Source organism: Streptomyces sp. B1I3 (genome assembly GCF_030816615.1).
Lineage (GTDB): Bacteria > Actinomycetota > Actinomycetes > Streptomycetales > Streptomycetaceae > Streptomyces.
On record NZ_JAUSYD010000001.1, the window covers coordinates 2,707,633 to 2,722,327 of the forward strand.

General features: G+C 71.1%; 12 protein-coding genes. All 12 read right to left on the reverse strand.

What is annotated here, in order from left to right:
- Positions 1-200: 200 nt before the first annotated feature.
- Positions 201-1,595 (reverse strand): MraY family glycosyltransferase, encoded by a 1,395-nt coding sequence (locus QFZ58_RS12210; RefSeq protein WP_307124948.1) that lies wholly within the window; start codon positions 1,593-1,595, stop codon positions 201-203.
- Between the two features lie 84 nt (positions 1,596-1,679).
- Positions 1,680-2,969 (reverse strand): serine hydroxymethyltransferase, encoded by a 1,290-nt coding sequence (gene glyA / locus QFZ58_RS12215; RefSeq protein WP_307124949.1) that lies wholly within the window; start codon positions 2,967-2,969, stop codon positions 1,680-1,682.
- Between the two features lie 291 nt (positions 2,970-3,260).
- Positions 3,261-3,902, reverse strand: a complete 642-nt coding sequence (locus tag QFZ58_RS12220) for a protein-tyrosine-phosphatase (RefSeq protein WP_307124950.1) — start codon at positions 3,900-3,902, stop codon at positions 3,261-3,263.
- Positions 3,899-4,546, reverse strand: a complete 648-nt coding sequence (locus QFZ58_RS12225; protein ID WP_307124951.1) for an L-threonylcarbamoyladenylate synthase — start codon at positions 4,544-4,546, stop codon at positions 3,899-3,901. The genes QFZ58_RS12220 and QFZ58_RS12225 overlap by 4 nt, the downstream gene beginning before the upstream one ends.
- Positions 4,547-4,616: 70 nt before the next feature.
- Positions 4,617-5,462, reverse strand: coding sequence for a peptide chain release factor N(5)-glutamine methyltransferase (gene prmC, locus QFZ58_RS12230; protein WP_307124952.1), 846 nt, complete (start codon positions 5,460-5,462; stop codon positions 4,617-4,619).
- A 39-nt stretch (positions 5,463-5,501) separates the two neighbouring features.
- The gene (gene prfA, locus QFZ58_RS12235) at positions 5,502-6,578 is read right to left on the reverse strand and encodes a peptide chain release factor 1 (protein WP_307124953.1); all 1,077 of its coding nucleotides are present in this window, start codon (positions 6,576-6,578) and stop codon (positions 5,502-5,504) included.
- A gap of 135 nt (positions 6,579-6,713) precedes the next feature.
- Positions 6,714-6,938 carry a 50S ribosomal protein L31 gene (rpmE, locus tag QFZ58_RS12240; protein ID WP_056794327.1) on the reverse strand — a complete coding sequence of 75 codons (225 nt, stop codon included), beginning with the start codon at positions 6,936-6,938 and terminating at the stop codon, positions 6,714-6,716.
- Positions 6,939-7,114: 176 nt separating this feature from the next.
- Positions 7,115-8,221, reverse strand: a complete 1,107-nt coding sequence (locus QFZ58_RS12245; RefSeq protein WP_307124954.1) for an LCP family protein — start codon at positions 8,219-8,221, stop codon at positions 7,115-7,117.
- Between the two features lie 376 nt (positions 8,222-8,597).
- Positions 8,598-10,673: a transcription termination factor Rho gene (gene rho, locus QFZ58_RS12250; protein ID WP_307124955.1), complete on the reverse strand. Its 2,076-nt coding sequence runs from the start codon at positions 10,671-10,673 to the stop codon at positions 8,598-8,600.
- Positions 10,674-11,063: 390 nt separating this feature from the next.
- The gene (gene thrB, locus QFZ58_RS12255; protein ID WP_307124956.1) at positions 11,064-11,981 is read right to left on the reverse strand and encodes a homoserine kinase; all 918 of its coding nucleotides are present in this window, start codon (positions 11,979-11,981) and stop codon (positions 11,064-11,066) included.
- 299 nt (positions 11,982-12,280) lie between these two features.
- Positions 12,281-13,351, reverse strand: a complete 1,071-nt coding sequence (gene thrC / locus QFZ58_RS12260) for a threonine synthase (RefSeq protein ID WP_307124957.1) — start codon at positions 13,349-13,351, stop codon at positions 12,281-12,283.
- 6 nt (positions 13,352-13,357) lie between these two features.
- Positions 13,358-14,659, reverse strand: a complete 1,302-nt coding sequence (locus QFZ58_RS12265; RefSeq protein WP_307124958.1) for a homoserine dehydrogenase — start codon at positions 14,657-14,659, stop codon at positions 13,358-13,360.
- Positions 14,660-14,695 lie beyond the last annotated feature (36 nt).

Sequence of the window (14,695 nt, forward strand, 5' to 3'; positions counted from 1 at the left end):
CGAGTCGGTACCTCCGGCCGAGGAACCGTCTCTCGAGGTCCCTTCGGCTCCGTCACCGGGCTTAGTGAACGGTATCACAAACTATTTGATGAGGTCTTTACCCGAAAGGTGTGCTCGCTGTCACACATGAGAGTTAACCCGCGCGTGTGTGCAGAACATCACGGCACCTTGTGTGGTAATGAACCTTGGCGTCCGAATCGTCAACGCGAGGAATCGGCACGATCCCGAGCGGCGAAGCGCGAACGGGGGCCGATCGCGGTCGCTCCGTTGACGCCGGACACCCCCACGGCCACCGGGGCCCGGTCCGGGGCCCCGGACGCCAGGTGCGAGCCGCCGGGCAGATGCCGGTCCTCCGCCTCCCCGTCCGCGGCCGGCTCCGGCCCGTCCACCGGCTCGTCCTGCGCGGAGTCACGGCGGCGGCGCCGGTAGCGCGGGGGCACGAACCTCTCGGCCCAGCGCGGAGCACGCGGCGTGAATCGTGGCATCAGCAGCAGGACCAGGCCCACGGCGCTGAGTCCGACGACCACGAGCACGATCCACAGCGAGGCCGAGTGCACGGAGTACCCGACGGCGCCGAACGCGATGAGCGCGGACCAGAAGTACATGATCAGGACGGACCGGCTGTGCGAGTGCCCGATCTCCAGCAGCCGGTGGTGCAGGTGCCCGCGGTCGGCCGCGAACGGCGACTGGCCGTTCCAGGTGCGCCGCACGATCGCGAGGATGAGGTCGGCGGCCGGGATGGCGATGATCGTCAGCGGCAGCAACAGCGGGATGAAGACCGGCAGCATCGCGTGGGTCGCCTGCCGTTCGCTGCCCTCGAAGAGCTTCATCGCGTCCGGGTCGACCTGGCCGGTGACGGAGATCGCGCCGGCGGCGAGCACCAGACCGATCAGCATCGAACCGGAGTCGCCCATGAAGATCCGGGCAGGGTGCATGTTGTGCGGCAGGAAGCCCAGGCACATGCCCATCAGGACGGCGGCGAAGAGCGTCGCCGGGGCCGCGGCCTCGATCCCGTACCCGTACCAGAGCCGGTAGGTGTACAGGAAGAACGCGGCGGAGGCGATGCACACCATGCCGGCCGCGAGACCGTCCAGGCCGTCGACGAAGTTCACCGCGTTGATGGTGATCACGACCAGCGCGACGGTGAGCAGCGTCCCCTGCCACTGGGTCAGGGCCACCGTGCCGACCCCGGGGATCGGCAGCCACAGGATCGTCAGACCCTGGATGACCATGACGGCGGCGGCGATCATCTGCCCGCCGAGCTTGATCAGGGCGTCGATCTCGAACTTGTCGTCCAGGACGCCGATCAGCCAGATCAGCGCGGCGCCGGAGAGCAGGGCCCGCGGCTCGTTGGAGAGTTCGAAGACACCGTTCAGATTGAACAGGTGGTCGGCGACGATCAGTCCCGCGCACAGTCCGCCGAACATGGCGATGCCACCGAGCCGCGGTGTCGGTTCTCGGTGTACGTCACGCGCACGGATCGCGGGCATCGCCCCGACCGCGATGGCGAACTTCCGCACCGGCCCGGTCAGCAGATAGGTAACTGCGGCCGTGACACAGAGCGTCAGCAGGTAATCACGCACGGGCTGCCCCACAGATTTCGCCGGCCATCTCAGCCCCACACCCTAGTCCCATGTACAAGGACACCGAGGTACGGGTGATGGTTGCACGGGCTTCGGCTACGCCGGATAGGGCGGATTGCGCTCCGCCAGGCCGCGCACCTCGGCCCGCAGCCGCCCGGCGTCGTCCTCCTCCCGCACCGCCGCGCCGATCAGGGCGGCGATCTGTGCCATGTCCGCGTCGTCCATCCCCTGGGTGGTGACGGCCGCGGTACCGAGCCGGATGCCGCGGCCGTCCCCGTGGGGCAGCGCGCAGGTGTCGAGAACCACACCGGCGGCCGCGAGGCGCTCACGGGCGGTACGCCCGTCGACCCCCAGCGGCCCGGGGTCCGCGACGACGATGTGGGTGTCCGTGCCGCCCGTGGTGACCTCGAAGCCCTCGGCCTCCAGGGCCGCCGCGAGGACGCGGGCGTGGGCGACCACCTGGTGGGCGTAGAGCGCGTAGGCCGGCGTGGCCGCCTCCCCGAACGCGACGGCCTTGGCGGCGACGGTGTGCATCTGGGCGCCGCCCTGGCTGAACGGGAACACCGCTCGGTCGATCCGCTGGGCCAGTTCGACGCCGCACAGGATCATGCCGCCGCGGGGTCCGCGCAGCACCTTGTGCGTCGTGGCGCACACCACGTCGGCGTACGGGACCGGGCTGGGTGCCGCTCCGCCGGCGATCAGGCCCATCGGGTGGGCCGCGTCGGCGATCAGGTAGGCGCCCGCCTCGTCGGCGATCTCACGGAAGACCTCGTAGTCGGGGTGGCGGGGATAGGAGATCGAGCCGCAGACGATCGCCTTGGGGCGGCGGGCCCGCGCCAGGGCGCGCACCTGCGCGTAGTCGATCAGCCCGGTCTCCGGGTCGACGCCGTAACCGGCGAAGTCGAACCAGCGGCCGGAGAAGTTCGCGGGAGCTCCGTGCGTGAGGTGCCCGCCGTACGGGAGCCCCATGGCCAGCACGGTGTCTCCGGGGCGCAGCAGGGCCGCGTAGGCGGCGAGGACGGCGGAGGAGCCGGAGTGCGGCTGGACGTTGGCGTGCTCGGCGCCGAACAGCGACATGGCCCGCCGCACCGCGACACGTTCGGCGGCGTCCGCCTGCTCGCAGCCGCCGTGGTGGCGGGCGCCGGGGTAGCCCTCGGCGTACTTGTTGGCGAGCGGGGAGCCGAGGGCGGCCAGGACGGCGGGTGAGGTGAAGTTCTCGGCGGCGATGAGCTGCAACGTGCTCGACTGGCGGCCTGTCTCGGCCAGCAGGATGCCCGCGACCTCCGGGTCCTGCCGGAACAGGGCCCCGAAGTCCTGCGGCATGGCGCCGCCGGACGAGGCCGGCGGGGACACGGCGGCGGGTGCGGCTGGAGTGGTGACCGGCATCTGACGGCTCCGGGCCTGAGGAGGGGTGCACTGGTCGGGAGCCGTCGCCCCACTCCCGCCGCCGGACCGGCTCGAGGCGCGCCCGGTGCGGTCGATCGCGGGGCGCCTGCGCGCCCTCATAGCGGAGCTATCAGGGCGTTACGGCTGCGCCACGAGCGGCCGTGCCCGGCATTCCGGGCCCAGCGTGGGTTGGACAGCGGCTTCCAGCTCCAATGTAGGCCCGCTCCGGGCGGAGTGCCCGCTGCCGTGCGGCCCCGTACGCCGGTCGGCGCACCCGCACGTCCGGAGCCGTCAGTGCGGGGCGCGTACGCCCGTCAGCGCCGTCACCACGGGGTCGAGTGCCTGGTTGATCTCGTCGCCGATGGAGCGGAAGAACGTGATCGGGGCGCCGTACGGGTCGAAGACCTCGTCGGCCTCCGCGGTGGGGGCGAGCAGCCAGCCGCGCAGCGCCGCCGCGGCGCGCACCAGCGCGCGGGCGCGTTCGACGACACCCTCCTCGTGCGCGTCGGGCAGCGTCGCGGGGTCTATGGCCCTGACGAGCCGGGTGAACTCCTTGAGCGTGAAGGTGCGCAGCCCCGCCGAGTGCCCCATGGAGATCACCTGGGCCCGGTGGTCGCGGGTGGCGGTGAGGACGAGGTCGGCGCGGATGACGTGCTCGTCGAGCAGCTCGCGGCCGACGAAGCCGGAGGCGTCGGCACCGAAGTCGGCGAGGACCACCTCGGCGTTGGCCTCCATGGGCGCGCCCTCGTGCCCCCAGGTGCCCGCGCTCTCCACGATCAGGCCGCCGCTGAGCGGATCGCCGAGGCGGTCCACCAGGGCATGGCGGGTCAGCCGCTCGGTGATGGGCGAGCGGCAGACGTTGCCTGTGCTGACGTGGAGGATGCGGAAAGTGTCGTGTCGTCCCGCTATGCCACGCCCCTCAGGGGCGGTCAATTGGCCACCTCGAGGTCGGGTACCACCTTGCGGAGCTCTTCGACGGAGAGCGCTCCGGCCCGCAGGAGAAGAGGAACCTTGCCGGTGACGTCGACGATCGAGGACGGGACGATCCCGGGGGTCGGCCCGCCGTCGAGGTAGACGGAGACGGAGTCCCCGAGCATCTCCTGAGCGGCGTCGCAGTCCTCGGGCGAGGGGTGTCCGGTGAGGTTGGCGCTGGAGACGGCCATCGGGCCGACCTCCGTGAGGAGTTCGATGGCGACCGGGTGCAGGGGCATCCGGACGGCGACCGTGCCCCGGGTGTCGCCGAGGTCCCACTGGAGGGACGGCTGATGCCTGGCGACGAGCGTCAGGGCGCCGGGCCAGAAGGCGTCGACGAGCTCCCAGGCCTGCTCGGAGAAGTCCGTGACCAGGCCGTGCAGGGTGTTCGGGGAGCCGATCAGGACGGGGGTCGGCATGTTCCGGCCGCGGCCCTTGGCATCGAGCAGGTCGGCGACCCCCTCGGAGCTGAAGGCGTCCGCACCGATCCCGTACACGGTGTCGGTGGGCAGCACGACCAGTTCACCGCGGCGGACGGCGGACGCGGCCTCACGCAGGCCGGTCGTACGGTCGGTCGCGTCGTTGCAGTCGTATCGCCGTGCCATCAGCCGGCCTCCTCGGACATGTGCGGGTCTGGCGGGTAGGGGTCGTCGTGCGGTTCCGGCGTGCCGGCGGTCACGGCATGGCCTTGCGGGCCGTCGCGAACCGGGGCCGGTTGTTCAGGTCGGGGTGGTCGGCCGCGTCGGCCCAGCCCCGCTCCTCGGTGAAGATCCACGGCACCTGGCCGCCCTGGGTGTCGGCGTGCTCGATGACGACGAGCCCGCCGGGACGCAGGAGGCGGTGCGCGGTGCGCTCGATGCCGCGGATGGTGTCGAGGCCGTCCTCGCCGGAGAAGAGCGCCATCTGCGGGTCGTGGTCGCGGGCCTCGGGCGCCACGTACTCCCACTCCGTGAGAGGGATGTACGGCGGGTTGGAGATGACCAGGTCGACCTGTCCGTCGAGCTCCGGGAGGGCGCTGAGGGCGTCCCCGCGGTGGACGGTGACCCTGGACCCCTCGGCGTTCTTCCGGGTCCACCTCAGGGCGTCCTCGGACAGCTCCACGCCGTGCACGCGCGAGCGCGGAACCTCCTGGGCCATGGCGAGGGCGATCGCGCCCGAACCGGTGCAGAGGTCGACGATGAGCGGCTCGACGACGTCCATGGCGCGGACCGCGTCTATCGCCCAGCCGACGACCGACTCGGTCTCCGGACGGGGCACGAAGACGCCGGGTCCCACCTGGAGCTCCAGGTAGCGGAAGAAGGCGCGGCCGGTGATGTGCTGGAGCGGCTCGCGGGCCTCGCGGCGGGCGACGGTCTCCCAGTAGCGGGCGTCGAAGTCGGCGTCCGGCACACGGTGCAGCTCACCCCGCTTGACGCCGTGCACGAAGGCGGCGAGTTCCTCGGCATCGAATCGCGGCGAGGGGACACCGGCGTCGGCCAGCCGCTGGGTGGCCTGGGCCACCTCGGCGAGCAGCAGGTTCATCGCGGATCTCCGTACGGGTTCACGGGGGTGGGACGCAGCTTATGCGGCAGCGAGCTTGGCGGCCGAGTCGGCGTCGACGCAGGCCTGGATGACGGCGTCGAGGTCGCCGTCCAGGACCTGGTCCAAGTTGTACGCCTTGAAGCCGACCCGGTGGTCCGAGATCCGGTTTTCCGGGAAGTTGTAGGTCCGGATCTTCTCGGAGCGGTCGACCGTGCGGACCTGGCTGCGGCGTACGTCGGAGGCTTCCTGCTCGGCCGCTTCCTGGGCGGCGGCCAGCAGCCGGGAGCGCAGGATGCGCATGGCCTGCTCCTTGTTCTGGAGCTGGCTCTTCTCGTTCTGGCAGGAGGCGACGACACCGGTCGGCAGGTGCGTGATGCGCACTGCGGAGTCGGTGGTGTTGACGGACTGGCCGCCGGGGCCCGAGGAGCGGTAGACGTCGATGCGCAGGTCGTTGGCGTGGATCTCGACGTCGACCTCCTCCGCCTCGGGCGTCACCAGCACACCGGCGGCCGAGGTGTGGATGCGGCCCTGCGACTCGGTGGAGGGCACGCGCTGCACCCGGTGCACGCCGCCCTCGTACTTCATCCGGGCCCAGACGCCCTGGCCGGGTTCGGTGGCGCCGTTGCCGCCCTTGGTCTTCACGGCGACCTGGACGTCCTTGTAGCCGCCGAGCTCGGACTCGGTGGAGTCGATGATCTCGGTCTTCCAGCCGACGCGCTCGGCGTACCTCAGGTACATGCGCAGCAGATCGCCGGCGAACAGGGCGGACTCGTCGCCGCCCGCACCCGCCTTGATCTCCAGGAGCACGTCCTTGTCGTCGCTGGGGTCGCGCGGGACCAGGAGGAGGCGGAGCTTCTCCGTGATCTCGTCGCGCTGCTTCTCCAGGACCTTGACCTCGGCGGCGAAGTCCGGGTCGTCCGCGGCGAACTCGCGTGCGGTGCCGATGTCGTCGCCGACGCGCTTCCAGGTCCGGTACGTGGAGACGATCGGGGTCAGCTCCGCGTAGCGCTTGTTGAGCTTGCGCGCGTTGGCCTGGTCGGCGTGGACCGACGGGTCGGCGAGCCTCTTCTCGAGATCGGCGTGCTCACCGATCAGTTCCTCGACCGCCTCGAACATCGGGTGCTCCTGGTTCCGTGCGTCATACGTCTGCGGGCCTGCTGGACGGCCTGCCGCCGGCGGGCGGTACAGCCGGAAAAAACGCCGGCCCCGGCGCCCCCGCAAGAGGGCGCCGGGAACCGGCGCAGTGGCTCGCTACTTGCTGGCGGAGCCGGCGGCCTTGCCGAAGCGGGCCTCGAAGCGGGCCACACGGCCACCGGTGTCGAGGATCTTCTGCTTGCCCGTGTAGAACGGGTGGCACTCGGAGCAGACGTCGGCGCGGATCGCGCCGCCCTCAAGGGTGCTCCGGGTGGTGAACGACGCACCGCAGGTGCAGCTGACCTGCGTCTCGACGTACTGGGGGTGAATCTCGCGCTTCAAGGTGTCTCCTAGTTTCGGGAGGGCTCCGGGTCGTACGCGCGGATTGCGCGTCCGTGAACCGGGGCCGACGTACCAGTCTGCCAGGACCGGCCGTATCTCCCAAAACGAGAGGCGGGGCGCGGGTATTCCCCGTACTGCCCGCGAACGTTCCGCGCCCGCGTGGTGACGGGACGCCCTCACCGCACGACGTCTCCCGCGTCGCCCTTGTCGCCGGCCGACGTCTCGGTGGCGGACGCCGGGATCGGCTCGTCGTGCTCGAGGGCCGTCCACACCTGCCTGCCGGCCTTCTCCTGGGGCAGCACCCGGTTCGGGTCGGCGGGGTCGTACTCCACGGGCAGCGTGACCATGTGGACGTGGGCCGGGTCGAGGGCCTTGAGGCCGTTCGCGAAGCCGGTGAGCTTCTTGACCGAGGCCAGCTCCGAGTCGGTGGTAACGGCCTTCGTGGCGGTGTCGGCGAGACCGAAGAGCTTCGTGGGGTCGGAGAACACCCCGACGCTCTTCACCTGGTTCATCAGGGCCTTCACGAAGGCCTGCTGGAGCTGGATGCGGCCCAGGTCGCTGCCGTCGCCGACGCTCTTGCGGGTGCGCACGAGACCGAGCGACTGCTCCCCACCCAGGGTGTGGGTGCCGGGCTGCAGATGGAGGTGGCTCTTGGAGTCGTCGATCGCCTGCGAGGTGGTGATCTCGACGCCACCGAGCCGGTCGACGAGCTTCTTGAAGCCGGTGAAGTCGACCTCGACGTAGTGGTCCATGCGGATGCCGGACATGGCCTCCACCGTCTTGACCGCGCAGGCCGGGCCGCCGACCTCGTACGCGGTGTTGAACATCGCGTGCTGCGCCGCACCGACCCGCTCGCCGGTCGTGTCGCTGGTGCAGGCGGGGCGGTCGACGAGGGTGTCCCGGGGGACGGAGACCACTTCGGCGGACTTGTGGCCCTTGTTCACGTGGACGACCATCGCGGTGTCCGAGCGCGCCGCGCCCTCGTCGGCGCCGTACGCGGAGTTGGCGCCCGAACGGGAGTCGGAGCCCAGCACCAGGATGTCCTGCGAACCGTTGTCGACGTCGTCGGGGCGCTCCGCGCCCAGGGCGGCGTTGATGTCGACGCCCTTGAGATTGCCGTTGAGCGTGAAGTAGGCGTATCCGAGCCCTGATCCTCCCGCGACGACCACGGCGGCGGCGCCCCACAGGGCCACGGTCTTCACCCGGCGCGCCCGGGAGGGCTTCCTGCGGCGGCTGCCGGTGCCGCGTATTCGGCCCGTGTTCCTGCTCTGCCCACTGCTCATGCGACTCCCTCGTTCCTCGACTGCTCCCCGCTCCCTGCCAGGGGTTCAGGTACGGCTGCCGGCGTCCTGGCCGGACGCCGAAGCAGGGGAAAGAGTGGCACAGGCGGCTGTGGGGCCGGGAGGCGCGACGGGGCGGCCGGGGCACGCCCCCGGCCACCGGGCACCGCCGTGTATCGCGGCCCTCACCTGCGCGTTCGTCCCGCGTCGCAGGGGCGGCCGGGGCCGGTGACCCGGGCCGGCCGCTGTGGGCAAGGTCTCTCCGGGGGGGGGACCGCGGACGGGGACCGGCGGACGCGACGGGCCCGTCGGCACGGACGCGACTGCCCCCGTCACGAGTGTGACGGGGGCAGTCGCGTGGTGACCAGCTGAGGCGGCGTCAGTCGTTGCCGTTACCGCTGCCCGGCGTCGTCTTCTGGATCTGGAGCAGGAACTCCGCGTTGGACTGCGTCTTCTTCATGCGGTCGAGCAGCAGTTCGATGGCCTGCTGCTGGTCGAGCGCGTGCAGCACCCGGCGCAGCTTCCACACCACGGCCAACTCGTCCGCGCCGAGAAGGATTTCTTCCTTACGGGTGCTGGACGCGTCGACGTCCACCGCCGGGAAGATGCGCTTGTCCGAGAGCTTCCGGTCGAGCTTGAGCTCCATGTTGCCGGTGCCCTTGAACTCCTCGAAGATCACCTCGTCCATGCGCGAGCCGGTCTCGACGAGCGCGGTGGCCAGGATGGTCAGCGAACCGCCGTCCTCGATGTTGCGCGCGGCTCCGAAGAAGCGCTTCGGCGGGTACAGCGCGGTCGAGTCGACACCACCGGAGAGGATGCGGCCGGAGGCCGGTGCCGCCAGGTTGTAGGCGCGGCCCAGACGGGTGATCGAGTCCAGCAGGACGACCACGTCGTGGCCCAGCTCCACGAGGCGCTTCGCACGCTCGATGGCCAGTTCGGCGACCGTGGTGTGGTCCTCGGCGGGACGGTCGAAGGTCGAGGAGATGACCTCGCCCTTCACCGACCGCTGCATGTCGGTGACCTCTTCCGGACGCTCGTCGACCAGGACGACCATCAGGTGGCACTCGGGGCTGTTGACCGTGATCGCGTTGGCGATCGCCTGGAGGATCATGGTCTTACCGGTCTTCGGCGGGGCCACGATCAGGCCTCGCTGGCCCTTGCCGATCGGGGCGACCATGTCGATGATCCGGGTGGTCAGGATGTTGGAGTCGGTCTCCAGGCGGAGCCGGTCCTGCGGATACAGCGGGGTCAGCTTCTGGAACTCGGGGCGACCGCGGCCGCTCTCCGGGGCCATGCCGTTGACCGAGTCGAGGCGGACCAGCGCGTTGAACTTCTCGCGGCGCTCGCCGTCCTTGGGCTGGCGCACCGCACCGGTGACGTGGTCACCCTTGCGCAGGCCGTTCTTGCGGACCTGGGCGAGCGAGACGTACACGTCGTTCGGTCCCGGCAGGTAGCCGGAGGTCCGGATGAACGCGTAGTTGTCGAGGATGTCGAGGATGCCCGCGACGGGGATCAGGACGTCGTCGTCGGCGACCTGGACGTCGGTCGCGAAGTCCTCGCGGCCACGACGGCCCCGGCGGTCACGGTAACGGCCCCGACGGCCGCGCCGGCCGCCCTCGTCGTCGTAACCGTCGTCCTGCTGGCCGCCGCCACCCTGCTGGCCCTGGCCCTGGCTCTGGCTCTGGCTCTGTCCCTGGCTCTGGCCGCCGCCCTGCTGGCCCTGACGGCGTCCGCCGCCGCCCTGGCCCTGGTCGTCGCCCTTGCCGCGCCGGTCGCGCTGGCGGTCACGACGGTCACCGCGGTCCTGGCGGTCGCCACGGTCACCGCGCCGGCCGTCCTGGCGGTCACCCCGACGGCCCTCGGCCGTGTCGACGGCGGACTCGGCCTTGGCCTCGCCCTTCGCCTCGGCGCGGTCGTCGCCGCGGTCCTGGCGGCCCTCGGCCTTGGGCTCGGCCTGCGGCTCCGCCTTGGTCTCCGTCTTGGTGTCGGGGCTGCCCGCCTGGGCGGTCGCCCGGCGGCGACGGCGCTCACCGGTGGGCTGCTCGTCGCTGGCCGGCTGACCGGGGATGTCGATCTGCTGCTGGGCCGCGGCCTTCTCGGCCGGTGCCGCTGCGGACTCGTCACCGGTGCGCGTCTTGGACGTGGCGCGCCTCTTCGGCTTGGTCTCGGCGTCCGCGGCGGCGGGGGCAGCGGTCTTGGAGGCGGTCTTGGGGGCGGAGCCCCCGGCCTGCGCCTCCTTGATGACCTCGATCAGCTGGCTCTTGCGCATCCGCGCAGTCCCCCTGATGCCGAGGCCGGACGCGACCTGCTGCAGCTCGGCCAGGACCATGCCCTCGAGGCCGGTGCCGGAGCGGCGGCGCCGTGCGGTGGTGCCAGTGGCAGCACCTTCGGCGGGCGCGGCGCTGTCGACGCTCTTGTCGGCAGTCACGCCCATCAGATCGGTGGTGTCGCTCACGAAGGGTCCTTCCCTGGAGCGGACGTCGGCCTTCTGGCTCGGCGACCGGTTGTGCTGTCCGACTGCGGTCTGTTGATCGTGTCGATCGCGGACCTTGCCGGGGCGGTGGTCCGCCGGGTACGGCGGAAGAGATGAATGTGCGGGGTTCCGGCGCGAGATCCCCCTGCTCGGCCCACTCCTGAGATGAGCAAGAGGGTGTCGTGCCGGTTCCGGAGCGTGCTCGAAAGCTCAGGCAGGCTGCTCAGGCAGTCGGGGAGGCTCCCGGAAGAGTGGTGGTCCCGGAGGGGGACACGAAGCAACGCGCCACAAAGACGTCGATTGCTGACTTGAGGTTAACACTACCGGCTCCAACAAACATTCCCCCTCTCATGCACCGGCAATCACGTGCGACTACGCGGCGAGCGGCAGCACGATCGCACCCGTGGCGTCGAGGGCGAGCCGGTTCGCGGCCCATCCCTCACCCGCCAGCCGGGCCACCTTGTCGGCCGAACCTTCTTCCGTCAGCGCGAGCACGGTCGGTCCGGCGCCGGAGATGACTGCGGGAACGCCGTCGGCGCGCAGCCGGTTGACCAGCTCCACGCTCTGCGGCATCGCGGGACCCCGGTACTCCTGGTGGATCCGGTCCTCGGTGGCGGCGAGCAGCAGCTCGGGGCGCCGGGCCAGCGCCTCCACGAGGAGGGCCGCACGGCCGGCGTTGGCCGCGGCGTCCACATGGGGGACGGTGCGCGGCAGCAGGCCGCGGGCGGTCTCGGTGAGGACCGGCGTCGACGGGACGAAGACCACCGGAACGACGGAATCGGCGGGGTCCATCCTGATCGCCCTCGCAGCTCCGCCGTCCATCCAGGCCAGCGTGAAACCGCCGAGGAGGCAGGCCGCGACATTGTCGGGGTGGCCCTCGATCTCGGTCGCCAGCTCCAGCAGCGCGGCGTCGTCGAGGCGGGCGTCGCCGCCCGTCGTCACGGCGCGGGCGGCGACGATCCCGGCGCAGATGGCGGCGGAGGAGGAGCCGAGTCCCCGGCCGTGCGGGATGCGGTTGGCGCAGACGATCTCCAGCCCGCGGGGCTGCCCGCCGAGCAGGTCGAAGGCCGTGCGCAGGGAGCGTACGAGCAGGTGGCTCTCGTCGCGGGGCAGCGTCTCGGCGCCCTCACCCGCGATGTCGATGTGCAGCCCGGAATCGGCGACCCGGACGACGACGTCGTCGTAGAGCCCCAGCGAGAGGCCGAGGGCGTCGAAACCCGGACCCAGATTGGCGCTGGTTGCGGGGACGCGCACCCGGACGGCGGCGGCTCGGAACGCGGGACCGGCCATCGGTTGGACGACTCTTCCTGTACGGCGGCGGGGATGGTGGTGCGAGGTGGTGTCGTGCGGAGTGGTGTCGTGCGGGTACTTCGACGTGCGTGGGGGTGCCGTTCGGTGCCGGGTGGGGTACCCGGCAGTCACTACGGCGACTGCACCGCGGCGCGTGCGGCGGGGCGGGTTGTGTACAGCTTATCGAAGGAAGGTTCTGCGGCGACATAGGGCGCACAGGAGGCGCACGGTGCGTGTCGCACGCCTCCTCTGCGCTCTCCGCCCCGGAACCGGGGCGGAGAGGCCGACCGGGGTGCCGGTTACACGAGGCCCAGCTTCTCGGCCGCGGTGGTCGCGTCGACGGGCACCGTGACCGGCTGGGGGGCACCCGCGACGGCCCAGTCGGGGTCCTTGAGGCCGTTCCCGGTGACGGTGCAGACGATCTTCTGGCCGGGGTCGACCTTGCCCTCCTCGGCGGCCTTGAGCAGCCCGGCCACCGAGGCGGCCGAGGCGGGCTCGACGAAGACGCCCTCCTGCGAGGCCAGCAGGCGGTACGCCGACAGGATCTGGCGGTCCGTCACCTCGTCGATGAAACCGCCCGATTCGTCCCGGGCGTCCAGCGCGAACTGCCAGGAGGCCGGGTTGCCGATGCGGATCGCGGTCGCGATGGTCGCCGGGTCCTTGACGATCTCCCCGCGGACGATGGGCGCGGAACCGGAGGCCTGGAAACCCCACATGCGCGGGGTGTGCGTGGAGATCGCGTCGCTCGCGTACTCCTTGTAACCCCTCCAGTAAGCAGTGATGTTGCCCGCGTTGCCGACCGGGAGGACGTGGATGTCGGGGGCGTCGCCGAGTGCGTCGACGATCTCGAACGCGGCGGTCTTCTGGCCCTCGATCCGGACCGGGTTGACCGAATTGACGAGCGCCACCGGGTAGTTGTCCGAGAGGCTGCGGGCCAGCGTCAGGCAGTCGTCGAAATTGCCGTCCACCTGAAGGATCTTCGCGCCGTGGACGAGGGCCTGCCCCATCTTGCCGAGCGCGATCTTGCCCTGCGGCACGAGGACGGCGCAGACCATCCCGGCCCGCACGGCGTAGGCGGCGGCGGAGGCGGAGGTGTTGCCGGTGGAGGCGCAGATGACTGCCTGCGCACCCTCCTCCTTGGCCCGGGTGATCGCCATCGTCATACCGCGGTCCTTGAACGACCCGGTGGGGTTGGCGCCCTCGACCTTGAGGTGCACCTCGCAGCCCGTGCGCTCGGAGAGAACCTGCGCCGGGACGAGCGGCGTTCCACCCTCACGGAGTGTGACGACCGGCGTCGTGCTCGTGACCGGAAGGCGGTCCCGGTACTCCTCGATGATGCCGCGCCACTGGTGGGTGCCGTTGCTGGTCATGGGTCCTTACTCCCCTTCAACACGCATGATGCTGGCGACACCGCGCACGGTGTCCAGCTTGCGCAGCGCCTCGACGGTCCCCGAGAGGGCGGCGTCGGACGCGCGGTGGGTGACGACGACGAGGGATGCCTCGCCGTCTCCGTCCTGTCGGCTCTGCTGTCGGACCGTATCGATGGATACGCCCTGTTCGGCGAAGACCGTCGCGACCTGGGCGAGTACGCCAGGCTTGTCGGCCACGTCGAGACTGATGTGGTAGCGCGTGACGACATCGCCCATGGGGCTGACCGGCAGGCGCGTGTACGCGGACTCACCGGGACCGGTGGTCTCACCGATGATGTTCCGGCACACGGCGACGAGGTCGCCGAGGACGGCGGACGCGGTCGGGGCGCCGCCCGCCCCGGGGCCGTAGAACATCAGCTGACCGGCCGCCTCGGCTTCGACGAAGACCGCGTTGTACGCCTCGCGGACCGAGGCCAGCGGGTGGCTGAGCGGGATCATCGCGGGGTGCACCCTGGCCGTGACGGACCTGCCGTCGGCGGCCCGCTCGCAGATGGCGAGGAGCTTGACGGTGCAGCCCATGCGGCGGGCCGAGGCGATGTCGGCGGCCGTGACCTCGGTGATGCCCTCGCGGTGCACCTCACCGATCCTGACCCGGGTGTGGAAGGCGATGCCGGCGAGGATGGCGGCCTTCGCGGCGGCGTCGAAGCCCTCGACGTCGGCGGTGGGGTCGGCCTCGGCGTATCCGAGGGCCGTCGCCTCGTCGAGCGCCTCGGAGTATCCGGCTCCGCTCGTGTCCATCTTGTCGAGGATGAAGTTGGTCGTGCCGTTGACGATGCCGAGGACCCGGTTGACCTTGTCCCCGGCGAGGGACTCGCGCAGCGGTCGTACGAGCGGGATGGCGCCGGCCACGGCCGCCTCGTAGTACAGGTCCCGGCCGTGCTTCTCGGCGACGGCGTGGAGCGCGGAGCCGTCCTCGGCGAGCAGCGCCTTGTTGGCGGAGACGACGCCCGCGCCGTGCTCGAAGGCCGTCGTGATGAGGGTGCGGGCGGGTTCGATGCCGCCGATGACCTCGATGACGACGTCGATGTCACCGCGTTTGACCAGGGCGGTCGCGTCGGTCGTGATCAGCGCGGGGTCGATGCCCTCCCGCACCCTGGAGGGCCGGCGGACGGCCACGCCCGCGAGCTCGACCGGCGCACCGATGCGCGCGGCGAGGTCGTCGGCGTGCGTCGTCATGATGCGCGCCACCTCTGAGCCGACCACTCCGCAGCCCAGCAGCGCCACCTTCAGCGGACGCGTACGCATCATCCGACCTCGTTTCTCATACTTCTGATGTGTGGACCA

Bases quoted from the DNA above. Each gene is read 5' to 3' on its own strand.
- glyA (WP_307124949.1), bottom strand. From the start codon at position 2,969: ATGCCGGTCACCACTCCAGCCGCACCCGCCGCCGTGTCCCCGCCGGCC.
- QFZ58_RS12225 (WP_307124951.1), bottom strand. From the start codon at position 4,546: ATGGCACGGCGATACGACTGCAACGACGCGACCGACCGTACGACCGGC.
- prmC (WP_307124952.1), bottom strand. From the start codon at position 5,462: ATGAACCTGCTGCTCGCCGAGGTGGCCCAGGCCACCCAGCGGCTGGCC.
- prfA (WP_307124953.1), bottom strand. From the start codon at position 6,578: ATGTTCGAGGCGGTCGAGGAACTGATCGGTGAGCACGCCGATCTCGAG.
- QFZ58_RS12245 (WP_307124954.1), bottom strand. From the start codon at position 8,221: ATGAGCAGTGGGCAGAGCAGGAACACGGGCCGAATACGCGGCACCGGC.
- thrB (WP_307124956.1), bottom strand. From the start codon at position 11,981: ATGGCCGGTCCCGCGTTCCGAGCCGCCGCCGTCCGGGTGCGCGTCCCC.
- thrC (WP_307124957.1), bottom strand. From the start codon at position 13,351: ATGACCAGCAACGGCACCCACCAGTGGCGCGGCATCATCGAGGAGTAC.
- QFZ58_RS12265 (WP_307124958.1), bottom strand. From the start codon at position 14,659: ATGATGCGTACGCGTCCGCTGAAGGTGGCGCTGCTGGGCTGCGGAGTG.